Source organism: Cystobacter fuscus, assembly GCF_002305875.1.
Classification (GTDB): Bacteria; Myxococcota; Myxococcia; order Myxococcales; family Myxococcaceae; genus Cystobacter; species Cystobacter fuscus_A.
On record NZ_CP022098.1, the window covers coordinates 2,528,592 to 2,551,559 of the forward strand.

22 protein-coding genes are annotated in these 22,968 nt (G+C 71.3%); 14 read left to right on the plus strand and 8 right to left on the minus strand.

What is annotated here, in order from left to right; genetic code table 11:
- Positions 1 to 89 precede the first annotated feature (89 nt).
- Positions 90 to 851, minus strand: a complete 762-nt coding sequence (locus CYFUS_RS10495; protein ID WP_095985095.1) for an SDR family NAD(P)-dependent oxidoreductase — start codon at positions 849 to 851, stop codon at positions 90 to 92.
- A 281-nt stretch (positions 852 to 1,132) separates the two neighbouring features.
- Here CYFUS_RS10495 and CYFUS_RS10500 point away from each other — a divergent pair, with 281 nt between their 5' ends.
- Together CYFUS_RS10500 and CYFUS_RS10505 are read left to right on the plus strand one after the other, a co-directional pair.
- Positions 1,133 to 2,575, plus strand: a complete 1,443-nt coding sequence (locus tag CYFUS_RS10500) for a M20 family metallopeptidase (protein ID WP_095991927.1) — start codon at positions 1,133 to 1,135, stop codon at positions 2,573 to 2,575.
- Between the two features lie 70 nt (positions 2,576 to 2,645).
- Positions 2,646 to 3,953: a hypothetical protein gene (locus CYFUS_RS10505; protein WP_095985096.1), complete on the plus strand. Its 1,308-nt coding sequence runs from the start codon at positions 2,646 to 2,648 to the stop codon at positions 3,951 to 3,953.
- Positions 3,954 to 4,006: 53 nt separating this feature from the next.
- Here the strand turns inward: CYFUS_RS10505 and CYFUS_RS10510 are convergent, their stop codons facing one another.
- Positions 4,007 to 4,852: a DUF2058 family protein gene (locus CYFUS_RS10510; RefSeq protein WP_095985097.1), complete on the minus strand. Its 846-nt coding sequence runs from the start codon at positions 4,850 to 4,852 to the stop codon at positions 4,007 to 4,009.
- Between the two features lie 106 nt (positions 4,853 to 4,958).
- Here CYFUS_RS10510 and CYFUS_RS10515 point away from each other — a divergent pair, with 106 nt between their 5' ends.
- A complete protein-coding gene (locus tag CYFUS_RS10515) occupies positions 4,959 to 5,996 on the plus strand; it encodes a hypothetical protein (protein WP_095985098.1) in 1,038 nt (345 codons plus the stop codon).
- A gap of 223 nt (positions 5,997 to 6,219) precedes the next feature.
- Positions 6,220 to 6,546, plus strand: coding sequence for a hypothetical protein (locus tag CYFUS_RS10520; RefSeq protein WP_095991928.1), 327 nt, complete (start codon positions 6,220 to 6,222; stop codon positions 6,544 to 6,546).
- 41 nt (positions 6,547 to 6,587) lie between these two features.
- Here CYFUS_RS10520 and CYFUS_RS10525 read toward each other — a convergent pair whose 3' ends face one another.
- The gene (locus CYFUS_RS10525) at positions 6,588 to 8,108 is read right to left on the minus strand and encodes a peptidase M3 (protein ID WP_095985099.1); all 1,521 of its coding nucleotides are present in this window, start codon (positions 8,106 to 8,108) and stop codon (positions 6,588 to 6,590) included.
- A 209-nt stretch (positions 8,109 to 8,317) separates the two neighbouring features.
- On the opposite strand from CYFUS_RS10525, the gene CYFUS_RS50515 reads away from it, so the two are divergent.
- Both CYFUS_RS50515 and CYFUS_RS10530 read left to right on the plus strand, forming a co-directional pair.
- The gene (locus CYFUS_RS50515; protein WP_157758379.1) at positions 8,318 to 8,782 is read left to right on the plus strand and encodes a hypothetical protein; all 465 of its coding nucleotides are present in this window, start codon (positions 8,318 to 8,320) and stop codon (positions 8,780 to 8,782) included.
- Between the two features lie 15 nt (positions 8,783 to 8,797).
- Entirely contained in the window at positions 8,798 to 9,163 is a 366-nt protein-coding gene (locus tag CYFUS_RS10530; protein ID WP_095985100.1) for a hypothetical protein, read from the plus strand.
- Positions 9,164 to 9,217: 54 nt separating this feature from the next.
- On the opposite strand, the gene CYFUS_RS51670 is transcribed toward CYFUS_RS10530, so the two are convergent.
- The 3 genes from CYFUS_RS51670 to CYFUS_RS10540 form a co-directional block, all read right to left on the minus strand.
- Positions 9,218 to 9,538: a GIY-YIG nuclease family protein gene (locus CYFUS_RS51670; RefSeq protein WP_232537488.1), complete on the minus strand. Its 321-nt coding sequence runs from the start codon at positions 9,536 to 9,538 to the stop codon at positions 9,218 to 9,220.
- A gap of 128 nt (positions 9,539 to 9,666) precedes the next feature.
- A complete protein-coding gene (locus CYFUS_RS51675; RefSeq protein ID WP_198316532.1) occupies positions 9,667 to 10,227 on the minus strand; it encodes a hypothetical protein in 561 nt (186 codons plus the stop codon).
- Positions 10,228 to 10,483: 256 nt separating this feature from the next.
- The gene (locus CYFUS_RS10540; protein ID WP_095985101.1) at positions 10,484 to 11,182 is read right to left on the minus strand and encodes a hemerythrin domain-containing protein; all 699 of its coding nucleotides are present in this window, start codon (positions 11,180 to 11,182) and stop codon (positions 10,484 to 10,486) included.
- Between the two features lie 233 nt (positions 11,183 to 11,415).
- On the opposite strand from CYFUS_RS10540, the gene CYFUS_RS10545 reads away from it, so the two are divergent.
- From CYFUS_RS10545 to CYFUS_RS10560, 4 genes are all read left to right on the plus strand, one after another.
- Entirely contained in the window at positions 11,416 to 12,369 is a 954-nt protein-coding gene (locus CYFUS_RS10545; protein ID WP_095985102.1) for an RluA family pseudouridine synthase, read from the plus strand.
- A 37-nt stretch (positions 12,370 to 12,406) separates the two neighbouring features.
- Positions 12,407 to 15,817: a tetratricopeptide repeat protein gene (locus tag CYFUS_RS10550; protein WP_095985103.1), complete on the plus strand. Its 3,411-nt coding sequence runs from the start codon at positions 12,407 to 12,409 to the stop codon at positions 15,815 to 15,817.
- Between the two features lie 101 nt (positions 15,818 to 15,918).
- Positions 15,919 to 16,716, plus strand: a complete 798-nt coding sequence (hutG, locus tag CYFUS_RS10555; RefSeq protein ID WP_095985104.1) for an N-formylglutamate deformylase — start codon at positions 15,919 to 15,921, stop codon at positions 16,714 to 16,716.
- Between the two features lie 15 nt (positions 16,717 to 16,731).
- Positions 16,732 to 18,117, plus strand: a complete 1,386-nt coding sequence (locus tag CYFUS_RS10560) for a formimidoylglutamate deiminase (RefSeq protein ID WP_095985105.1) — start codon at positions 16,732 to 16,734, stop codon at positions 18,115 to 18,117.
- A 47-nt stretch (positions 18,118 to 18,164) separates the two neighbouring features.
- Here the strand turns inward: CYFUS_RS10560 and CYFUS_RS10565 are convergent, their stop codons facing one another.
- Positions 18,165 to 19,136, minus strand: coding sequence for a GlxA family transcriptional regulator (locus CYFUS_RS10565; protein ID WP_232537489.1), 972 nt, complete (start codon positions 19,134 to 19,136; stop codon positions 18,165 to 18,167).
- Positions 19,137 to 19,243: 107 nt separating this feature from the next.
- Positions 19,244 to 20,113, minus strand: a complete 870-nt coding sequence (locus CYFUS_RS10570; RefSeq protein ID WP_095985107.1) for a hypothetical protein — start codon at positions 20,111 to 20,113, stop codon at positions 19,244 to 19,246.
- A gap of 111 nt (positions 20,114 to 20,224) precedes the next feature.
- On the opposite strand from CYFUS_RS10570, the gene CYFUS_RS10575 reads away from it, so the two are divergent.
- The 4 genes from CYFUS_RS10575 to CYFUS_RS10590 all read left to right on the plus strand — a co-directional run bounded on the left by CYFUS_RS10575 (position 20,225) and on the right by CYFUS_RS10590 (position 22,907).
- Positions 20,225 to 20,971 carry a hypothetical protein gene (locus CYFUS_RS10575; protein WP_095991929.1) on the plus strand — a complete coding sequence of 249 codons (747 nt, stop codon included), beginning with the start codon at positions 20,225 to 20,227 and terminating at the stop codon, positions 20,969 to 20,971.
- A 2-nt stretch (positions 20,972 to 20,973) separates the two neighbouring features.
- Complete coding sequence (locus CYFUS_RS10580; RefSeq protein WP_095985108.1) at positions 20,974 to 21,531, plus strand: class I SAM-dependent methyltransferase; 558 nt, start codon at positions 20,974 to 20,976, stop codon at positions 21,529 to 21,531.
- Positions 21,532 to 21,537: 6 nt separating this feature from the next.
- A complete protein-coding gene (locus CYFUS_RS10585) occupies positions 21,538 to 22,443 on the plus strand; it encodes an RluA family pseudouridine synthase (protein ID WP_095985109.1) in 906 nt (301 codons plus the stop codon).
- A gap of 257 nt (positions 22,444 to 22,700) precedes the next feature.
- The gene (locus tag CYFUS_RS10590; RefSeq protein ID WP_095985110.1) at positions 22,701 to 22,907 is read left to right on the plus strand and encodes a hypothetical protein; all 207 of its coding nucleotides are present in this window, start codon (positions 22,701 to 22,703) and stop codon (positions 22,905 to 22,907) included.
- The last annotated feature ends 61 nt before the right edge of the window (positions 22,908 to 22,968 follow it).

A 22,968-nucleotide genomic window follows, 5' to 3' on the forward strand; every position in this document is an offset into this window, starting at 1 on the left:
GACGGGACGCCATGGGGCGGGGATGGCCCCCGGACCCGGAGGCCGGGGCACTGATGGAATGGCTGGAGCGAGCCTGACCGCGTGGCCGCTCAGCCCGCCTCGCCGGCGTCGATGTTGTAGGCCGAGCCGGTGATGGAGGCCGCCGCGTCCGAGGCCAGGAAGAGGCACAGCGCCGCGACTTCCTCGGGCTGGATGACGCGTCCCATGGCGTGCATGTTCGCCAGCGCCGCGTGGGCCTCCTGCTCCGAGCGGCCCGTGGTCTTGCTGATGGCGGACTTGGCGTTGGAGAGCATGTCCGTCTCCGTCCAGCCCGGATTGACGATGTTCACCGTCACGTTCTTGCGCGCCCACTCCGCCGCCAGCGAGCGCGTGAGCCCGAGCAGCGCGTGCTTCGACGCGCAGTACGCCGACGTGTACTTCACGCCCCGCGTCGCCGCCATGCTGCCGATGTTGATGATGCGGCCCCCGCCCGCCGCCGCCATCGCCGGCAACAGCTCGCGGCTGAAGAGGAAGGGCGCCGTCACGTTCACCGCCATCACCCGGTGGAAGTCCTCCATGCTCGTCTTGTTGATGGGTGCCGACACGGTGATGCCCGCGTTGTTCACCAGCACGCGGGGTGCTCCCGTCTCGAGGATGCGCCGGCTCGCGGCGATCACCGCCGCCTCGTCCGCCACGTCGATCGCGAGCGGACGCACCGCTCCACCGGACTCGCGCGCGAGCTGCTCCAGCGCGTCCACGGCCCGCGCGAGCGCCCACACCTCGTAGCCCTCCTTCACGAAGGACTGCACCAGCGCCTTGCCGATGCCCCGGCTGGCGCCCGTCACCACCGCTACCTTCTTGGATGTCGTCATGGCGCCGAACCATACCCGGACCCCGGTCCGTCTGGCCCCGTGCTCGACCTGGAGCGTCTCTTCACCGACGAGGGCCGCCACGAGGTGCGCGGGCGGGTGCTCGGCGAGGCCCTCACCGGGCCATGACGCGTTCGGCTAATTCCCGCGAGGAGTGTGTTGGGGGAGGAACGCCCGGGAGGGAAGCGACCGGGCGGGAGCACGGGAGCCGCCCATCGGGGCCCGGGGTGGTGTAGAGGGGAGGGCGCCTCGTGTTTCACGAATCGAACCCGGAGCCCATCCTCATGAGCACCCCCCGGCTGAACGTCACCACCGCCACCGCCGCGTCCGAGCGCATCTGGGAGGAGGAGATCATCCCCCGGCTGCACGACTACATCCGCATCCCCAACAAGTCGCCCAGCTTCGACAAGGAGTGGGTGAAGAGCGGGCACATGGACAAGGCGGTGAAGCTCATCGCCGGCTGGTGCGAGTCCCAGGCGAAGCACATCCCCGGCCTCAAGGTGGAGGTGGTGACGCTCAAGAACGAGCAGGGCGAGCCGCGCACTCCCGTCATCTACATGGAGATTCCCGGCACCGGCGACGACACGGTGGTGCTCTACGGCCACCTGGACAAGCAGCCGGAGATGACGGGCTGGCGCGCGGGGCTCTCCCCGTGGGAGCCGGTGCGCGAGGGTGACAAGCTGTACGGCCGGGGTGGCGCGGACGATGGGTACTCGGCCTTCGCGTCGCTGGCGGCCATCCGCCTGTTGCGCGAGCAGGGCGTGCCGCACGCGCGCTGCGTGGTGCTCATCGAGGCGTGCGAGGAGAGCGGCAGCTACGACTTGCCGGCCTACATCGAGCACCTCGCGCCGCGCATCGGCAAGGCGTCGCTCGTGGTGTGCCTGGACTCGGGCTGCGCCAACTATGAGCAGCTGTGGATGACGACGTCGCTGCGCGGGCTCGTGTCCGGCAACCTGCGCGTGGACATCCTCACCGAGGGCGTGCACTCGGGAGACGCGAGCGGCATCGTGCCCTCGTCGTTCCGCATCATGCGGCAGATCCTCTCGCGCGTGGAGGACGAGCAGACGGGCCGCATCCGCGTCGAGGGCCTGCACGTGCACATCCCCCAGGCGCGCCGGGAGCAGGCCGCGGCCGTGGCGGAGGTGCTGGGCGAGGAGGTGTACTCGAAGTTCCCCTGGGTGCCCGGCGCCCACCCGGTGACCACGGATCGCGTGGAGCAGATCCTCAACCGCACCTGGCGCCCGGCCCTGTCCGTCACGGGCGTGGACGGCATGCCGCCGCTGGGCAGTGCGGGCAACGTGCTGCGTCCCTTCACCTCGGTGAAGCTGTCCATGCGTATTCCTCCGCGGTTGGAGCCGAAGGCGGCCACCGAGGCGCTCAAGCAGGCGCTCGAGGCGTACCCGCCCTATGGCGCGAAGGTGTCCTTCGAGGGAGAGAAGGCGAGCGCTGGTTGGGACGCGCCGCCGCTGGAGAAGTGGCTGGAGGCGGCGGTGCAGGACGCCTCGCGCACGTACTTCGGCCGGCCGTTCATGGCCATGGGCGAGGGCGGCACCATCCCCTTCATGGAGATGCTCGGCCGGCGCTTCCCCCAGGCCCAGTTCCTCATCACCGGTGTGCTCGGGCCCAACAGCAACGCCCACGGCCCCAACGAGTTCCTGCACATCCCCACCGGCAAGAAGCTCACCTGCTGCGTGGCCAGCGTCATCTCCGCGCACCTGTCCCGGTAGGGATTCCTCGGGGGCGTTTCCTCGGGGAGTGTTTTTTCGGAACGGTCTCGCCGCCCCCTCGAAGAGGACCATGTACAGCAGCCTCGACAGCATCGACATCGTCACGCAGAACGAAGAGACGGGCCGCAAGGGCTTCCTGCAGACGGATCATCGCTCGGCCGCGGAGATCCAACAGGAGCGGGAGGTGTCTACCCTGTTCGCCCTCACCCGTGTGCTCAACGCGCGCCAGGCCATCGAGTCCGAGGAGGGCCTGGTGGACGTGCTCTACGTCTGCTCGGAAGCGCCTCCCGACTTCCTGCGCAGCGTGGTGACCTCGGCGGGGGGCCGGGTGCAGATCAACGACGAGCCGGTCTCCGTGTACGAAGGCCCCATCGGCACTCCGGAGGATCTCGCGGAAGACGCCTTCCGGAAGCTCGCGTACCGGGTGGTGCATGGACGGGAGGCGTCCCTGGACGAGGGTTTCCTGTCGGCGCTGCAGGAGGAGTACGCCCAACAGCCTGGGGTGGAGGAGGACGAGCCCGGATACTGGACGCGCGTCGTCGAGCTGGCGGCGGTGGCCGGAGAGCTCCTGCGGGCTCGTCATGGCGGGCGGTGGACCGAGGCTCAGGACCTGGCGACGATGCCCTTCGCCTTCCGCCTCGGGGGAGAGGGGTCGTCGCCCGCGATCGTCAACGTGGTGGGCAAGGCCGAGCGCTTCCTGGCGAACGGGGAGCGCGACAGCCTCGTGCTCCTGCTGCGCATGGCGGAGGATCAGTCCCTCGCGGCCACCGAGCCCAGGCCCGTGCTGTTCACGCTCAAGCCCTCGGACTGGAGCGTGCGCGACCGGGTGCTCTGCCGTCCCCTGTTCGACGCGTCGGCCCGTGCCGACGTGCCGCTGCTGGCCTATGGGGAGGATCTGCCGAACTCGTTCTCCCTCTTCAAGCGGGGCGGCTCCCGGGATGGGGAACTGGATGCGCTGCATGCCCAGGCGCTCGAGAACCTGAAGGCCGTCCCCGTGGAGATCGAGGAGGTGGGCGCGGGCCCCCGGCGGATGCTCGCCGTGTCGGGCCACTTCTTCGCCGCCGAGAAGGTGCTGGACGTCTCCTTCATGCGCGCCGTGCACGAGCGCCTCGGCAGTCAGGTGCTCCTGGCGGCGGTGCCCCGCAAGGGGTTGCTCCTGCTCACCAGCGCGCTCGTGGAGCCCTCGCTCGCGGCGGAATTCCTTGACCTGTGCGAGGAGCAGTACGCGAGTCAGGACTCCCCGCCCATCTCTCCGACGCCCCTGGTCATCCAGGACGGGATGATCCGCGGCTTCGTCCAGCTGGGCGATGAAGCGCGACCCCCTTCTCCGTCAGGGGAGCCGCCCCGGCCCGGACCCACGGGCGGGCTGAAGAACTGAGGGAGCGCCCCGCTTCCCCTTGCTCGGGCCGCGGGGCGTACCGCTTCAGGGGCTCAGGACGGCGTGGGCTCGCTGGAGCCCTCGGGGGCGGTGCCCTCGGGGGAGGCGCTCGCGGCGTCGTCGGACGCGGACGCCTCGGACGGCTCGTCGTCCTCGTCGGGCACGGGCGCGTCACCCCGGGCCTCGGCCGCCTGCTGCTCCTTGACCTGGTCGTCGCTCATGAAGCCGATGGGCGAGTCCTTGCGGTTGAGGAAGCGCACCGACTTCTTCGAGAGGGCGTACATCTGCTCGGCCACGGCCGCGGGCACCAGCGAGTGCTCGATCTGCGCCGGCTCGGGGCGCTCCACCACGCCGAGCGTGCCGTCCTCGAGCTGCTTGGCCTGCGCCTCGGTCAGCTCCAGGCGGCGCAGCTTGCCCTTGCGCGTCATGAAGTAGAAGACGGTGGCGCCGACGTCCACGGGCACCTGCCCGCCGTACACCAGCTCGCGCAGCTTCTTGTCCTGCTCCACCTGCTTCTTGGACTCCATGCGCTGGGCGGCCTTGGAGCCCGGCAGGGGTGGCAGCTTGGGCACGGGGCGGCTCGCCGCCTCTGCCTGGGGAGGACGCCCTCCCTGCGGCCGACCACCGGCACCCTGCGGACGGAAGCCTCCCTGCGGCCGGCCTCCGGCGCCCTGGGGACGGCCTCCCCCTCCCGGACCCTCGCGGCGCGGCGGACGCTCGTCCCGGCCCCGGTGCTCGCGCGGCGGTCGCTCCTCTCGCTCGCCTCGAGGCGGGCCCGAGCGCTGGGCCGACGGCTCGGACGGAGGGCGGGGGGCCTTCGCGGCCACGGTTTCGGACTTCTTCGCCTGTTCCTCGGAGACCAGGCCGGCCTTCAGGAGCTTGTCACGCAGGTTCTGCATACGGCGTCTTCTATCTCGTACATTGCCGCGCGCAAAGCCGTCCCTTGCCCCTCTTGTACCTCCTTCGTAATTTGGGCAACCCCCTCGTCTGGAAGTTGGAGGACCCGTGACCCGTTTTTCTCCGTCCGTCTTCGCCGCCGTCCTGGCGCTCTCCGCCTCGGCGTGCCGTCCGGACGAAGTCGATCGCGCGGCCAAGGCGCGCATCTTCTCCCCCGAGGATCCGCCCAAGGTGGTGGCCTCGGCGGCCGAGAAGCTCAACCCCCAGGACGTGGCGGACAACCCCCGGGTGGCGCGTCGCATCCTGTCCATGGATGCCGCCGAGGTGACCGAGCGGCTCGGGCCCCATGCCTACACGGCCACCATCACCTCCGAGTGGACGGGGGCGAAGGACAGCGGCTCGAACAAGCTCACCGAGACGCGCACCTTCCGCGCGGGCCCCGGCGGCGTGGGCGGGGACTTCCATGGTGTGCTGGAGAACAGTCGGGATCAGGGCCTGGAGGTGATGCGCGTGGGGGGCAAGGTGTACGCCCGCAACCGCTACGGCGTCTTCCGGCAACGACTGCGCGACCGGGGCATGGCCGAGCGCACGCGCTCCGAGCTCACCGGCGCCATCCGCGACATGGACGAGCTCTTCCGGGATCGGCTGCATCTGGCGGCCCAGGGCACCGTCACCTATGAGGGCCGCACCGCCTGGCGCTACCAGGTGAGCCTGGGCCCCGAGGGCAACACGGGCACCCAGCCCGTCGTGCTGCCCGCGCTCGCCACGCCCAAGGGCGGCCGCGACGACACCACCCGCCGCCGTCTGGCCTTCTTCGAGCACCGCGTCCCCCAGTCGCTCAGCGGAGAGGTGCTCGTGGACGCCGCCACCTCCGTCGTCCTCAAGGTCCGCCTCGACGGCCGCGTCTCCGTACCCGCCAACGACGCCGCCGGTCTGGCCGAGCTGCGCATGGTGTTGGAGTCCGCCGTGACTGAAATCGGGAAGGATCCCAAGCTGCAGGCGCCAGAGAACTTCCTGCCGGACGCGGACAAGCCGCAGGGCATCGCGGACGCGCTGGATCGCTTCGGGATTCCGCGCAACAAGCCCGAGGGCGCCACGACGGGCGCGGCCCCCGCCCCGGTGGAGGATCCTCCGGACGAGCCGTAGTCCCCCCCGTTGTCTCCACGCCTGCCGTCCCGGGATTGGACCTGGGAATCGGACCCGGGTCTCATGCTCCGGGGTAGGCAGGCGTGTGCTTCGCTACAGGCAGGCATCGGGATGTTGGAAGAAAATTTGACCCTCCTCTTGCGATCTCTACAATCCTCGTCGGTTGCGGCTCGGACGCGTCCGACATGATCGGATGTTCAGGGTCGATCGCAAGGGAGTGGAAATGGAGCGCAAGGTCAGCGGTAGCACGACGGTGACGGCCAAGGAGGTCAAGGTAGCGCTGGAGAAGGCGCGGACCCTGGCCCCCGAGGAGGAGAAGGTGCTGCGCATGCGGCACGGCGCCGGAGCCGCCAGCAAGAGCGCGCCGCTTCCGCGGGCCGCGGGCCAGAACGAGGAGCTGGGCGATGAGCTGCTGCTCATCGAGATGCAGCTCATGAAGGCCATGCGCGAGCGCACGGGCCAGGCGAAGACGGCCAGCAACAAGCCCCAGACGGCCGCGAGCGCGAAGGCGACGAAGGAGAAGATCGTCCGCGCCCTGAAGAAGAAGTAGCCGTAGCCGGTAACCCGAGGGGGGGATTCCCGAGAAGGCGCTCAGCGATTGAGCAGGGCCACGAGGCGGTCACCCGCCTCGGGGAGCGCCAGCTCATTGCCTGAGATCTCCTTGGCGAGCGTCTCGGCGTCGTCGGTGCCACCCCGGGCGAAGAGGCCCTGGAGCCACTGGCGCGCGGAGGGATTGCGCCACCAGTCCTCGTTGAAGCGTCCGGTGAGGGACGGGGTGAGCCGCGCCTCCAGCGCCCAGCCGCGCAGGTAGCGCGTGACGTACAACTGCGGGTCCACGTCGAAGAGGAAGAAGCCGCGGTGGGGCTCGACGAAGAGCGCCTGGCGCTGGGTGTCGACGTACTCCTCGGCGCGCTCGGACGAGGGCCCACTGGTGCGCAGCGACCGCTCGTAGCCGAGCCGGGCGCAGTGTCGGCGCAACACGGTGAGGGCCTGGAAGGCCGCCATGCGGGCCGCGTCGCGCGCCGGTGCCGTCGGCAGGCCCGCGTAGCGCTTGAGCCACTCCTCGTCCATCAGCAGCCGCTCGAAGAGGGTCGCGAAGCCCTCGGTCACCGAGGCGTCGCCCAGGCGGCGCAGCTCCAGCGGGAGTTGCTCCGACACGTGGGCGTGGTGCAGCGCGTGTCCGTACTCGTGCAGCAGGCTGCCCAGGGCGTCGAGCCCCGCGTGGCGCTGGAGCACCAGGCGCACCTCGTGCGGCACGCGCACCGAGGCGGTAATGGGGCGCGCCGCCTTGCCGGGTCGCGTCTCGTCGTCCAGGCGGATGCGGCCCTCGGCGGACGGGTGGAAGCCCCACTCACCGAGCCAGCGGATGACGGCGGGCAGCCCGTCCTCGCGCCGGAAGAAGGCGTGCATCCACGGCACCTGGGTGGCGGCGCGCAGGTCATGCCGTCGCGCGTTGCCCGTGGGCAGCGGCCGCAGCGTGGGCTCCACCTTCTTGAGCACGTAGGAGAGCACGTCCCGGTAGGCGTCCTCGGTGGCGCGCAGCGTCCGGGCGGCGGCCTCGGCGAGCGGCTGGAGCGCGATGCCGGAGACGTCCTCGCGCAGGGCGAGGTAGCTCGGGGCGCCGAGCTTCTCGGCGACGCGGAAGGTGGCCTCGTGGCGGGCGCCGTAGCGGCCCCGGTTGTCCCAGAGGAAGCCGCCCGCGGCGTTCTCGAGCACGGCGCGCCGGGTGCGATTGCCCTCGTGGGGAAGCTGTCCGAGCACCTCTCCGAAGGAGAGCACTCCGTCGTCCACCGGGAGGCTCGAGCGGGTCTCGAGCCGGGCGATGGCCTCGGCCTCGGGGGCGGCGAGGGACTCCTCGACCTGGGTGGCGATGAAGTCACGCAGCAGCCGCAGGCGGCGCACCGCGAGCAGGTCTCCCTTGGCCTGGGCCTTGGGGACGGCCTCGGTGGCGGCGGCGAAGGCCTCGGCGGAGGCGATCTCCGGCGAGTCCTCATAGAGCTCACGGAGGGAGGAGTCCTGGGGGAGGCCCGCGGCCGAGCGCCAGGCGGAAGTGGCCAGCGCGGCGAGGAAGTCGTCCAGGTTCTCGCGCAGAAGGGGAAGGGGACGGTCCATGCCCCTTCTCATACTCCAGCGGCGGGGGCCCGGCATTCGCCTTCGCCATGGGCGCCCGCGTTGGGCCGCATGGACATTCTGGTCATGGACGGAACACTCCGTACGCCGTGGGGTAGACGCTGGCAACAAGCCCAGGCACCCTGTTGGCTGCTCTCGCGAGCAGGCCCTCTTCGAGAAGAGTCGCGACGAGCAGGGACGGGGGGAGACTGATGTCTCGATTTGTTCTGCTGTTGTTTGCTGGTGTGATGAGCGCTGGATGTGCCCACTCGCGGTCACCATCGGCTCAGGTCTACGTGGTTGCCGAGGATGCTGTAGGCGTTGGCTCTTCGCTTGGCACGGGTGGATCGGGCTTCCGCGATTGCGATGCGGAGCAGAACACCTGCTTTTCTGAGTGCTGGAACGCCGAGCCGCTTCCTTACCCGCACACGAAGAGAGATGGTTGGCTTCACGAACATTGCACCCGGAAATGCCGCGAGCTGTACATCGAATGTGAGAGGTCCAACGAAAAGAAATCAGGAGAATTGAAGTTCTCTCGTGCGGATGAGGCTGTCGAATGGATCAAGAATCACAAGGCCGAGGTGGCACTTGGAACCGTTGTCATCATCGCCGGTACGGCCTTCTTCCTGACGACAGGTGGTTCCGGCGCTTTGATCCTGGCTCCTCTTGCCCTCTGATGATTGGGTGTGCCCATGCCCTATAACCCGAACTTCAATCTCGACGCCGTATTGGAAACGCTGGGAACCGTGAACAATGGATTCACGGAGGGCTCACCGGAAGATGAAGCGCTGCGGATCGCCGCGGTCGCCTTGCTCTATGTTCGAGATATCCAGAAGCTGGAGGAGTACCGGGATTATTTCCAGCGATTCTTCACTCATCGGCCCGTGATTGCCGCACATGTCTTCGCGACACGGGCGGACGCGGACGCCTGGCTCGTCAGTGGAAAGGCCCGGGATGGCGAGCTGGTCAGCATCGCCGGTCAGGGGTTCACCGTCATCCAGGCCCTTCACGAACTGAAGTTCATCCGGACCCCCCTGCCAGAAGAGCAGGGCCGGTAGGACTCCTTCCGGATGGACTGAGAGCCACTGGGCTCCAAGTCCACGCCGGAGAAATCACGAAGCCGACGGTTGGGGCGTGGGGTGGTAGCCAGCCTCTCCGTAGGGGCGCAGCCGCTCCATCCAGAGCGCTTCCAGGACGCGCAATTCCTCGCCCAGGTCCGTGCCTGGCTCCTTGGGAGGCTCCAGGACGTCGAGCACCTCGAAGGAGAAGGCGTCGGCGCCGAGCCGGTTCCAGTCCTCCTGCAGGGCGGGGTATTTGCGGTGCATGCCTTGCGTCAGCTCGAAGCGCAGGCGGTTGAGTGCTCCGGGCAGGTTGAGGGCCGAGCCCACCATCACCTTGCCCTGGCGGAGGTTGCGCACGGCGAACACTCCCATGGCGGGAGGGTTTTCCTTGTAGGCGCGCTTCAATTCCGAACGGCGCGACGGCGCACCGCTCGGAGCGGAGGAATCGTTCGAGGACATGAGAGTCTTTCGGGTGGGGGTTGAAGGACGCGCGCGTGGTTTCAGCGCGTGTAGCCGAGGGCGATGAGCTTGGACTCCAACCGGGCCCGTGCGGCGTCGTCCGCCGGCTCCACCCAGTTGAATCCGATGCGCCGCCAGTCTGGATCCGTGGCGTCCACGCCGAGCGCGCGCAGGAAGGTGTGCTCGCAGACGAAGAACTGCTGGCGGAAGGGAAAGAGCCAGCCGCCGTGCGCGAGCAGGGACTCGCGCGCCTGGGCGTAGGTGGAGAACCAGCGCTTGAGATCGCCGCCCCCCTCCCGGGTGAAGAAGGCTTCCGGGTCGAAGCGCCGCGGAGCCGTCTCCCGCGCGTGCTTCAACTCCCGCCACGAGGCATGGCCCTGCTCACGCGCGATGACGGCGAGCGCGTCCTTGTGGCTCACCTGCTCCCGGCGCGCGAGCAGCTCGTCCGGGCTCAGCCCCGTGTAGCCGGGCAGGGTGCACAGCCGTTGCGCGGCCAGCGTCGCGCGCGACGCGTCGGCGCCGAGCAGGCTCTTGAGCAGGAGCGATGCTCGAATCTTGCACTCGCGCAGGGGCAGGGGGGCGGCGGAGGATGCGGTGCGCATGACAAGTCCCTCGGAGGCGGCCCCTTACCCTGGAGAGGACCGTGACAGGAACTTGAGCTGAACGGCCAGACCGCCGGTGAAGCGAGGGTGACGTCGTCTTGGAGGGTGCAGGCGCCCCTCGGCACCTGTGCGCGGAAGGATGAGCGAAGGACAGGCATGTCCGCAAGTGCTTTCTGCCCGAGGGCTCGGGCGGGATTGCCCGCTCCCCCGCCCGCCCTCCGGATGTCTGTCTTCCCCGCGCCTCCGGGGATGTACCCTAGCGAGCCGCCGAGGTCCGTCGGGTGCCACGCCTGGCCGCGGCCGCGCGCTTCGTCGGGACCGCGCGCTTGGCCGTGCCGCCGCTGGCCTTCACCGTCCCTCTCGGGTTCTTGGCCCGGTTCATCACCTGGGTGGCCACCTTGCCCGCGCGGCGGCCTACCTCACGCGCCGCGTCGCGGCCCATGTCGATGATCTTCGCGAGCGCATCGGAGATCACGTTGCCGGGCGGAGTGTCGGGCGACATCGGGTGCGGATGCGTCGGCGCGATGGCCTTCGCCTGCTCCAGGGCCGCGCCGAGTGCCTCGAGTTGCGCCTTGCCCATGAGCCGCTCGAGCTTGGGAAACAGCTCGCCCTCCTCCTCCTTCACATGGTGGCGGATGCTCTCGATGAGCACGGTGACCTTCGCGTCGAAGCGCTCGTCCTCGGGCGACATGCGATCGATCTCGTTGAGCGTCCACTTCGCCACATGGTGCTCCTCGAGCGCCTCGAGCACCTGATCCTCCAGCCGCTCGTCCTGCGCGCGCGCGGCGGGGTAGAGCAACTGCTCCTCGATGGCGGCGTGGATGGACAACTCCTTCACGATCTTCCGGGCGATCTCCTGCTTCTCCTTGAATGCCTTGTCGCCCGCCTTCTCGAACTGTTTGAACAGGGCTTCCACCGTGCGGTGATCATTCTTGAGCAGCTTGAGTGCGTTCATGGGTGGACAGGATGAGTCCTCGCCGCGCCGCCGGAAGTGTCTGACAATCCGAATGCCGGGAGGACCTGTTCATTCCCATACGCCTTCACTCCAGGATGTTGGTTCCTGGTCGGATTGAAGTGGGGGGCGCACGTCCCGTTGTCGCACCGCCGGGCCCCGGAGGACTTGAACGGCGAGCGCCCAGGAGATACGCGCCGGGGAGCCGTTCCCGCCGAGCCCCGAGGTCCCCTCCCATGAAGCGCCGCACCTTCCGAGTCGAGACCCTTCACGCGGGCCGCCCCCTGGGCGAGGTGCTGGCCGGAGTGCTGGGCCTGCCCCGCGAGGAGGTGGAGCGGCTCGTGGGCGTGGGGGCGGTGTACGTGGGCGGACGCCGCAGCCGCGACGCGGCGGTGCGGCTGACGCCGGAGCAGGTGGTGACGGTCGTGCTCGAGGAGGGCGGACAGAGTCCCCTCGCGGCGGCGAGCACTCCCCGGCTCGAGCCGCGCATCCTCCACGAGGATGATCGGCTCCTCGCGGTGGACAAGCCGGCGGGCATGACGGCGCAGCCCACCGAGGGCCGCGTGGGTGACAGCCTCGTGGACTGGGTGGGCACGCACCTCCAGCGCCCCGCGGGCCTGGTGCACCGGTTGGATCGCGAAACCTCCGGGGTGACGGTCTTCGGCAAGACGCCCGAGGCCACGGCCGCGCTCGCCGGGGAGTTCCGCGAGGGCCACGCCCGCAAGCGCTACCTGGCCGCCGTGGGCCCCGTGTCGCTGCCCGCTCGGGGGTTCATCGACCTGCCCCTGTCGAAGGATCCCTCCCGTCCGGGCCGCTGGCGGGCGACCCGCGCCGCCAACGGCATTCCCGCGCTCACCGCATACCGGGTGCTGTTCACCGGCCTGGACTTCCTCCTGGTGGAGCTGTTGCCCCAGACGGGGCGCACCCACCAGTTGCGCGCGCACCTGACCGCCCTGGGCGCGCCCATCCTCGGGGACTCACGCTATGGCGGCGCGCCCCAGGCAGGCGGACTCGCCGCGCCCCGGTGCCTCCTGCACGCTCGCACCCTCGAGCTGGCCCACCCCCGCACGGGGACTCCGGTCCGGTTCGAGGCCCCCGTGCCGGAGGACCTCGCCCGGTTCTTCTCGGCCGCGCGCCTCCCCGCTCCCTCGGGCGCCATCCCCACCGACGAGCCCTCTGGCGGACAGTGACGACCAGCGGCCCCATCGCGTGTAGACTGCACCCCCCATGGCTGGCGTGAGAAACGGTAAGGGCGCGGATTCACCGGACAAGGCCGACACTCGCCCGCGAGCGCCCGCTGGCCCCCTCCGCTCCCGCGAGGGCGCCGAGGGGCTCGATCCCGTCGAGCGGCACCGCCAGATCGCCGCCCGGCTGTTGCGCGAGGGTCTCGCGGCGCGGGCCTTTGGCGAGATGGTGCGCGCCAGCCGCGTCCTGCCCATGTCGCCGCGCCTGGCCGCCGTGCTCGTCGCCTTCTCACAAATCGCGGGCACCGAGGCCGCCGCCATCGCGCTCCTGTCCTCCTCGCTCCCCTCCACCCGGGGCGACACCCGCCGCGCCGTGCGGCTCCAGCTCGCCCGCCTGCTGCGCCGGGTGGGTCAGAAGTCCCGCGCCATCGAGACGCTCCAGTCCCTCGTCAAGGAGTTCCCCGGGGACCGCCGCGCCCGCCGGCTCCTCGAGCTGCTCTCCGGACGCGCCCCCTCCGCTCCCCGGCCGCCCCGGCGCGAGGCCACTCCCCCGGGCGGTTTCGTGGTCCCGCCAGCGCCGCCCGCGGCCGGCGCGCCGCCCATCTTCAGCGAGACCCTGATGTTCGGCGCCACCTCGTGGGGGGAGGACGAGCACACGCAGGAGAGCCCGGCCCCGCCGGATGCGCGCTTCTCCCCGCGCGCTCCCTCCGTCGATGACCGGCATGGCACTCCGCTCGAAACGCGCTCGCCGTGGGCGCGGCAGGAGGAGGAGATCACCTCCGAGGCCTCGGGTCTGCCCTTCTCGACCGACGCCGCTCCGCCTTCGTCCCCGAGAGAGGACTCCGAGGGAGCGGCCTTCAGCCATCGGCGGATGACGGTCGACGTCACCGACGACCTCGTGTTGGACGAGGACGACGCCCCCGCGCGCCCCGCCGCCCCGCCGCCCGCGGCGCTTCGCTCCGGACCTCCCGTGCCCTGGGGCCAGGACGACGAGACGGGCCCCTCGATTCCCCGCCTGCAACGGCGCGCGCAGCCCGAGGATCCGCGTCTGGAGGCGCAGCTCATCGCGCGTCAGGCCTGGCGCGAGCTGGCGCAGTTCTACCTGGCCCGCGCGGACTCGGCCGAGGAGCTGTCCGTGCGCGCCGAGGCCCTCACGCGGCTCGCCGAGGTGCTCGAGAACGAGCTGCACGACGGGGCGGAGGCGGCACGCGTCTACGGGCAGATCGTTGCCCTCACCGGGGACAAGTCCGCGCTCGCCGAGCAGGTGCGGCTGCTGTCCCAGCGCTCCGACGGCGATGACTGGGCGGTGCGGCGCGTGCTCGACGAGGCGGTGCAGCGCGCGAGCACCCCCGAGGCCCGGTCCAGTGCCTTCCTGGCGCGCGGGGAGCGGTTGCTGTCCACCGGGGAGGAGGCGCTCGCCCGCGCCGACTTCGAGGCCTGCCTGGCGATCGCGCCCCAGTCCCTGCCGGCGCTGATCGGCCTGGCCCGGTGTGTCTCCGAGCCGGAGCGGCCCGGCGTCGCCGAGCGGCTGCGCGTCGTCCTCACCACCATGCCCCGTCGTGCCTCCCCGCGCGCCGAGGGACTGCGCTGCCTCGCCGAGCTCGTCTCCCATCCGAACGGTGACGCGCGGCTCGCCCACTGGGCCTGGACGGAGGTGCTCGCGGAGAACCCCGGAGACGCCGCGGCCCAGGAGCAGTTGCTCGAGCTGACACGGCGCCTGGGCGACTCGGAGGGGTTGAGCCGCCTGCTGCGCGCGAGCCTCGCGCGCGAGCCCCGGGGCCCGGTGGCGCGCAAGGCCCGCCTGGAGCTGGTGGCCCTACAAGAGGCCGCGGGTGAGCGGGACGCCGCGCTCGCCGAGCTGCGTCAGGCCGTGCGCTTCGAGCCCGGCCACAAGGAAGCCTGGCTGTTGCTCGTCGAGCGCCTCATCGCGCTCGGACAGAATGGCGAGGCCGCCTGGGCCCTGGAGCATGCCGCCACCGCCACCGAAGATGATCGCGAGCGCATGGGCGCCTGGGAGCGGCTCGCGCGCTTCTGCCGCGACGTGCTCGGAGACGTGGTCCGGGCCCAGGTGTACGCCACCCGCGCGGACAATCTGCGCGCCTCCCTGGCCGCGCCCCTCCCGCTACCTCCCGAGCCGACTCGCACCTCCTCCGCGCGACTGGAGACGACCGGCGCTCGCTCCGCCGTCCTCGTTCCGCCTCCCGTCGCGCAGGGCGATGACTCCTCGTCCGCGCCCACCGTCCTCGAGATGCCCGCGGTCGAGCTCCCGCTCCCTCCCGCGAAGCCGGTGGCGTCCACCTCCCGGGGGCGCGCTGTCGTGACGCCCCCGCCGACCGAGTTCGAGCCTTCCGCTCCGCCCCCGTTCGCGGACGCTCCCGCGGCGTCCGCCTGGGAAGCGCCGCCGGGGAAGATGGACCCCGTGCGCCGTCGGGTGAAGGGGGCTCCCGAGCCGCTCCCGCCCGCGCCCGCCTCACCCGATGTCACCGTCACCCGCGCCCTCGCCACGCCAATCGCCCGCTCCGCGCCCGCTGCCGTCGAGTCCCGGCCGGGAGCCATCGAGCGCGTGCGCGAGCGTCCGCTCGATCCGGCGGCCTACCGTGAGCTCTCGGCCTTCTTCCAGAGCCGGGGGGACCAGGCGCGCAGCGCGCTGATGGCGGAAGTGTCCTCGGCGCTCGCGGGCAACCGGGAGGCCACGGTCCGCTTTCCGCGCCGTCCCCTCACCCCCGAGGAGCGTGCGGGACTGCGCCACCCGGGCCTGCGCAACCCGGCGGGCGAGCTGCTCGTCGCCGTGGGCTCCGCCCTCTGCCGTCTCTTTCCCACCTTCGGCCGGGCCGCGGGCTCGTCCGAGCCGCTCCGTGCGGACTCGGGTCCGGGGGCCCGCGCCGCCTTCGAGGCGCTGCAGGCCGTGGCGCGCATGCTGGACGTGCCCCTGCCCGACGTCTACCTGTCCGAGGACGACGGTCCACCCTTCTCGCTCGTGCATCCGGGAGGCCCGCGCGTCCTGGTGGGCCGGCTCGCGGTGCGCCAGGTGCTCCCGGAGCCGGAGCTGCGCTTCTTCGCCGGACGCGCCCTGTTCTGTGTCAGCTCGGATCTGCTCGCGCTGCGCTGCCTGCGCAAGGATCAGCTCCTGCGCGCGGTGGCCATCCTCGGCTCGGTGCTGCGCGAGGGCTCCGACTTCGGCCCCGAGTCGCGCGTGGTCCGCGACGCGCTGCATCCCCGGGCGCGCGAGCGGGCGTTGGGGCTGTTGGAGTCGGCCCAGCGCGAGTTCGACGCGGCGGCGCTCGCGGAGTCGGCACGGCACTCGGCCAACCGCGCGGGGCTCGTGGCGGGCGGCGGTCCGGGGCCCGCCCTGGCGGCGTTGCGCCAGCTCAAGTCCAGCGAGCCGGAGTGCATCGAGCTGGTGCGCTTCTCCGCCTCCGAGCGCTACCTGCCCCTGCGCGCGCTCGGCGCCTGAGCCCTCCGAGGTCGGCCCCGCGACAGCTCCCGGTGCGCGCCCTGGGCATCCCTCCGGCCGTCCCCTAGAATCTCGCCCCCCATACGAACGACTCGAGGCCCATGGAGCCCTACCTCTTCAAACCGGGACGCATTCCGTTGCTCGTCAGCATGCCTCACGTGGGGACCCAGCTCCCGGAGGGGCTGCGCGAGCGGCTCACCGACGACGCCCAGGGCCTCCCGGACACCGACTGGCACCTGCCGCTCCTCTATGACTTCCTCGAGGAGGTGGGCGCCAGCGTGCTGGTGGCCCGCTACTCGCGCTACACCATCGATCTCAACCGCCCGCCGGATGACACGCCGCTCTACGCCACCGCGACGACCGGCCTCTTCCCCGAGACGCTCTTCGACGGGCGTCCGCTCTTCCGTTCCGGTCTCGCGCTCGAGCCCGCCGAGCGCAAGGCGCGCCTCGAGACGTACTGGCGCCCCTACCACGAGCGCCTCGAGCAGACGCTGGCCGGGTTCCACGCGCGGCATGGAATCGCGGTGCTGCTGGATGCGCACTCCATCTGCTCGGTCGTCCCGCGGTTGTTCGAGGGACGCCTGCCCGATCTCAACCTCGGCACCGCGGACGGGCGGAGCCTCGCGCCGGACATCACCGAGCGGCTGGTGGCCACGTGCGCCACGAGTGGCTACTCGCACGTCCTCAACGGCCGCTTCAAGGGCGGCTACATCACCCGTCACTACGGGCGGCCCACCGACGGCTACCATGCCGTGCAGCTCGAGATGGCCCAATGCAACTACATGGACGAGGACGCGCCCTTCACCTTCCGCGAGGAGCGTGCCGCGGCCCTGCGACCCGCGCTCCGGCGCTTCGTCGAGGTCCTGGCCGACTTCGCCCGCTCCGGCGGCCGGTCCTGAGCGCGAGGAACCGCCATGAGCCGTGAGACGAGCCTGTTCTGCCACTCCGTGCTGCTGGCGGACGGTTGGGCGGAGGATGTCCTGCTGCGGTTCGATGACCGGGGCGTCATCACCGCGGTGGAGCGCGGGGCGCGGCCCGGGGAGGCACGGGCCGGGGGACCGGTGATACCGGGGCTGCCCAACCTGCACTCCCATGCCTTCCAGCGCGCCATGGCCGGGCTCGCCGAGCGGGCCGGCCGCACCGAGGACGACTTCTGGACGTGGCGGGACACGATGTACCGCTTTCTCGCCCGGTTCACCCCGGAGGGCCTGCAGGCGGTGGCCGCGCTCCTGTACCTGGAGATGTTGAAGGCCGGCTACACCTCCGTCGCCGAGTTCCACTACCTCCACCATGACCGGGAGGGGACACCGTATGCCGACCGCGCGGAGAACTCGCACCGCATCGTGGCCGCCGCGCGCGAGACGGGCATCCGGCTGACGCACCTGCCCACGCTCTACTCCCACGGTGGCTTCGGTGGACGCGCTCCCACCGAGGGGCAGAAGCGCTTCCTGAACACGGTGGAGGGGTTGCTCGGCGTCGTGGAGTCCGTGCGGCGGGTGACGGCGGCGGAGCCCTCGGTGCGCGTGGGCCTGGCGTTGCACTCGCTGCGTGCCGTGACGCCCGAGCAGTTGCACGAGGCGCTCGCCGGCATGCACTCGCTGGACGCGCGGGCGCCGCTCCACATCCACATCGCCGAGCAGGTCAAGGAGGTGGAGGACTGCCTGGCCTGGAGCGGTGAGCGCCCCGTGCAGTGGTTGTTGAATCACGTGCCGGTGGACTCCCGGTGGTGCCTGGTGCACGCCACGCACCTCACGCCCGAGGAGGTGACCCGGCTGGCCGCCAGTGGCGCCGTGGCCGGCCTGTGCCCGACGACGGAGGCCAACCTGGGGGACGGGCTCTTCCCCGCGGTGGACTACCTGCGCCAGGGGGGCGTGTTCGGAATCGGCTCGGACAGCCACATCAGCGTCAGCGCACCGGAGGAGTTGCGCCTGCTGGAGTACGGCCAGCGGTTGGTGGCCCGGCGCCGCAACGTGCTGCGGGTGGGCTCGGAGGACTCGGTGGGGGCGGGCCTCTACCGCGCCGCCGTGGCCGGAGGTGCCCGGGCGCTGGGGCTGTCCGCTCCCGGCCTGGACGTGGGAGCCCCGGCCGATCTCGTCGTCCTCGATGCGGACCATCCCAAGCTCTACGGGCGCACGCGAGATGCGCTCCTCGACTCCTACCTCTTCGCCAGTGGGAGCGATTGCGTCCGCGACGTCATGGTGGCCGGGCGCTTCGTGGTGCGCGAGGGACACCACCCCGCGGAGGACACCCTGCTGGCGCGCTACCGGCGCGAGCTGGACCGGCTGCTCGCGGTGGCCTGACACCCGAGCCGCGCGCCCCTGGTGAAGCCGCGTGCCTCCCAGGCGGCTCAGTGACTGGCGGGAGGCGCGGAGCGGAACGCGCGGCGGTAGGCCTGGGGGCTCGTCGTCACGAATTTGTGGAAGTGCTCACGAAAGGCGGTCGCCGAGCCGAAGCCGACCCGCTCCGCGATGGCTTCCACGGAGTGTCCCGTCGTCTCGAGCAGTTGCTGCGCGCGGCGCACACGGGCGCGGAGGATCCACTGGAGGGGCGTGGTACCCATCTGTTCGCGGAAGCGGCGGTTGAGCGTCCGCACGCTCAGCGCCGCGTGACGCGCGAGGTCCTCGAGCGTGAGCGGCTCATGGAGGTTCTCGTCGAGCCAGCGCAGCAGCGGCTCGAGGGACGAGCCATCCGGGGCGGGCGGCGCGTGCAGGATGAACTGGGACTGCCCTCCGTCGCGCTCGAGCGGCATCACCGAGCGCCGGGCCGCGTCCGCCGCCACCGCGGCGCCGTGGTCGAGCCGCACCATGTGCAGACAGAGATCGAGCCCCGCCGCGGCGCCCGCCGACGTCAAGAATTGACCCTCATCGACATACAAGACATCCGGGTCGACGTGGATCTCCGGATGGCGGCGCGCCAGCTCGTCCGTTGCCAGCCAATGGGTCGTGGCGCGCCGTCCATCGAGCAGCCCGGTCGCGGCGAGCAGGAAGGCCCCGGAGCAGATGGAGGCCACGCGTGTCCCCGAGGCCGCCGCGGCGCGAACCGCCCGGATGAGTTCCTCCGGCACCGGGGCGCTCACATCCGAGGTGCCGGGAAGGATGAGGGTGTCCGCTTCCGCCAGCGCCTCCAGGCCCCAGCGGGTTCGCAGGGTGAAGGCTCCGGCGTTCACCTCGGGCGTTACCCCGCAGACCCGGACCTCGTAACCCGCCCGGCCTCCAGGAAGCCGCACACACTGGAACACCTCCGTGGGGACCGAGAGATCAAACGGGACGACTCCGTCCAGCGCGACGATGGCCACGACGTGCATGGCACGAAGATGCATGAGCGCTCACTTCTCGCCAAGACACCCGGGGAGGCCGCCGGACGTTTGGCCAGAAGTCGTCGAGTCCTGGCGCGATGTCGCTCGAATGCTCTCGGGCGGACCGGGGCCTAGTGCACCTGCACCTTGAAGGTGAGGGCCACGCTCCGTCCGCCCTCGCCGCCGAAGTCGTGGTGGTAGGCCAGGTCGAAGCCGCCTCCGGGGGTGAGGAAACCGAGCCCCACGCCCAGTTGCGAGGCGCGGGCGAAGCCGTCCCACGTGTAGCCCGCGCGGATGGGGAAGTTCTCCCCGAGGACGTACTCCAGGCCGCCGCTGTAGGTGAACGTGGTGCTCGCGTTCGTCGTGAAGTCCGCGCGCGCGTCGGCCGCGAGCGTGAGCATGCCGGCGAGCACCGCGGCGTGGGCCGAGTAGTAGCGGGTGAGCTCGGGGTTCTTCGTGTCGATGAGGTTGTGCGCGGACACGCCCAGGGAGAAGAGCCCCAGGCGTAGCAGCAGGCCGGCGTCGCCCGTGAAGGCATTGGCCTGACGGGCGCCGCGCATGACGAGGTAGCGCGAGGAGACGCCCAGCATGAGGGCCTCACCCAGCGGCAGTGCCAGGGCGACGGTATTGAGGTGGGCGGTGGCGCGCTCGCTGCCCTTGCCGAGCGTGATGAGCTGCTGGGTCACCCCGCCGGCGAGCGGATTGGTGGCGTCGGCGACGGAGACCGAGCCGAACGCGTCCTTGCCCACCCAGTCCCAGGCGCCCGTCAGCTCGGCGCGGTAGGTGCGGAAGGCGGCGACGGCGGCCGGGTTGCCCGTGCCCGAGTCCCCCCCCATACCCAGCGCCCGCCAGGCCCCTCCCATGCCCAGCGAGCGCGCGCTCGTCAGGTTTCTCAGCTCCTCGGCTCGGGGGGAGACGAAGGGGGTGGGCCCGGCGTCCTCCTGGGCCGCGGCGGACAGGGACAGCAGGAGGGCCAGCAGGAGCGTTGGACGGTGCCACATGCCGTCCTCCTTACTGCCTTGATGGAGGGGAGGGCCACCACTACATTCGCCGCCCCCATGCCCACCCCATCCGCGACGACACAGCCCTTCCGCCGCACGCGTGCCCTCGCCATGAAGCGGCCCGTCCTTCTTCTCGGCCTCCTGACGGCGCTGAGCGCCGGAGCGTATGTGCTGCCCGGTGGCTCCATCATGCGCCGCATGGTGGGCGCGCGAAATGAGCTGTCCTTCTCCTCGATCAAGGCGGATGGCTCGGTGCACTTCTATGGCGCCGGGGTGAAGGAGGCGGGCGGGGCACTGGGCCAGCCCACGGATCGCCCGGAGTTGGAGGCGGACGGCACGGTGTACCTGCGCGTGCCCGATCGCTGCCGCTTCGAGGCGAAGGCGGCCGAGGGCAACACGGTGGCCTCGGTGTCCTCCGGAGGCCGCAAGCGCGTGGAGGGCGCGGAGATCCCCGCGCTCACCGAGGCGGTGCAGCAGGTGTGCGCGCTGCTGGCGGATCGCCGGAGCTCGGTGCAGGAGGGCCGCGAGGCGCTCGAGGAGTACCTGCGCGGACTGGGCATCGAGCCGCGCACCACGTCGCTGGCCCGCTTTGGCGGCGAGGTGGTGTACGTGCTGGGCACGCAGGGCGAGGGCAAGCCCCAGTTCTGGGTGTTCAAGGACAACTTCCGGCCCGCCCGGTTGCTCCACAAGGACGCCAAGGGCACGCAGTGGGACGTGCGCTTCCAGGACTACTCGTCGGCGGCCACGGGCGAGATGCTGCCGCGCGCCATCGAGGTGTGGCGCGGGGGCGAGCGCCTGTTGCGCTTCACCGCGCTCGCGGGCGACACCCGGGCGAAGCTCGCCGATACGCTGTTCTGAGCATGTCCGAGGCCGATCGTCAGCGGTGGAACGCGCGCTATCAGGAGGGCGCCGGGGCCCGTGAGCCCTCGCCCTTCCTGCGCTCGCTCGAGCAGTGGCTGCCGCGCACGGGCCGGGCCCTCGACGTGGCGGGGGGCGTGGGGCAGGAGTCGCTCTGGCTCGCCCGCCGGGGCCTGGACGTCACGTGCGTGGATGTCTCGGACACCGCCCTGGAGCGGGCCGCCGCCTCCGCGCGCGAGGCGGGGCTCGTGCTCGGACTCCAGCGTCTGGACGTCGAACAGGAGCCCCTGCCGCAGGGCCCCTTCGCGCTCGTGCTCTGCCTGAACTACCTCTGGCGGCCCCTGTTCGCCGCGTTTCCCCAGGTGCTCGCGCCGGGCGGCCTGCTCGTCTTCGCCCAGCCCACCCGGAGCAACCTGACGCGGCACGCCCATCCCTCGGCCCGCTTCCTCCTGGAGGACGGGGAGCTGCCCGGCTTGCTCCAGGGCCTGGAGATCCTCTCGTACACCGAGGCGTGGACGGAGGAGGGGCGCCACGAGGCGCGGCTGGTGGCGAGGCGCTGAGAGCCCATGTCCCTCCAGAAGCTCACCGTTCCCCGCGAGGCCGCTGGTGCGCGGCTCGACAAGTTCCTCTCGGCGCACGTCCCCGGGCTGTCGTTGGAGCGGGCACGAGGCCTCATCGAACAGGGCCACGTGCGCATCCGGGGCAAGAAGTGCCAGCCCACGCGCAAGCTGTGGGGCGGGGAGGAGATCGAGCTCAGCCGCCCCGAGCCCCGTGCTCCGGCGAGGCGCTTCGTCGAGGGACCCGCGCTGCCGGTGCTCCACGATGACGCCTCGTGGATCGTCGTGAACAAGCCGGCGGGGCTGAGCGTGGAGCCCGCCGGGGGGAATGTGCCCTCGGTGGTGGAGCTGGTGGCGGCACGGCTGCCGCCCTTCGACGTGGAGGGCCAGGCGCTGCCCGGCGTGGTGCACCGCCTGGACCGGGACACCAGCGGCTGCCTGGCGCTGGCGCGCACGGACGCGGCGGCGGCGGCGCTCGAGCGGGCCTTCCAGGAGAAGCGGGTGGACAAGCGCTACTGGGCGCTGGTGCTGGGGGAGACGCCCGAGCGCGAGCGGCTCGAGGGACCCTACGGGAGGGATCCGAGGGATCCGCGGCGCTTCACCACGAAGGTGCGCTCGGCGCGGCGGGCGGCGCTCTCCTACGAGGTGCGCGAGCGGCTGCGGGGCGCGACGCTGGTGGAGGTGCGGCTGGAGACGGGGCGCACCCACCAGATTCGCGTGCAGCTGGCCGAGGCGGGCCACCCGGTGCTCGCCGATGCCCTGTATGGCCCCGACGAGACGCGCACGCACCCGGCGGCGGGTGCGGTGGGCCGGCACGCCCTGCATGCGCTGCGCTTGTCGCTGCCCGGGGTGAGCGTCGAGGCCCCACTGCCCGAGGACTTCCAACGGGCCCTGGCGCTGCTGCGCGGAGCGTAGGCCCGGGGCGCTGGTGGACGGTGGAGTGTCACCTACCGGACGAGTGGGACGGTGTGTGCGCCCGCGCGTGGGCGGCGTCGCGCAAGTGCCCGGAATCTGGAGGGAAAGTGGAGGTGTCGGGCGGGGCGACGGGGAGGCTCCGCCGGGGCTGGAGGGACGGGGGATGTCAGACCCCTCGGGTAGTTTCTCTTCTTGCCGCTGAACCGGAACCCCAGCGCCATGTGCGTGAGGGAGGGTCTCGGCGGTGAGGAGGCTGCATGCGAATGAAGCTGTGCTTGCTGGGGGTGCTGTTGGCGACGGCGTCGGCCCTGCCGCTCATGGTTCCGGCGGGTCCCGTGCCCCAGGCGCCGAAACACCCGTGCGAGCTCATCACGGTGATGCGGGTGCCGTGTGATGCCGCGACCGCCACGTGCGAGTACACCTACTGGGAATGCCCGCGGAGCGTGAACCCGCTGCGCTCCTGAGGGCATGCGCGCGGGCTGTCCTTCCAGAGCGGTGAGCCGGGCTGTTCGCGGCCGGGTTCGC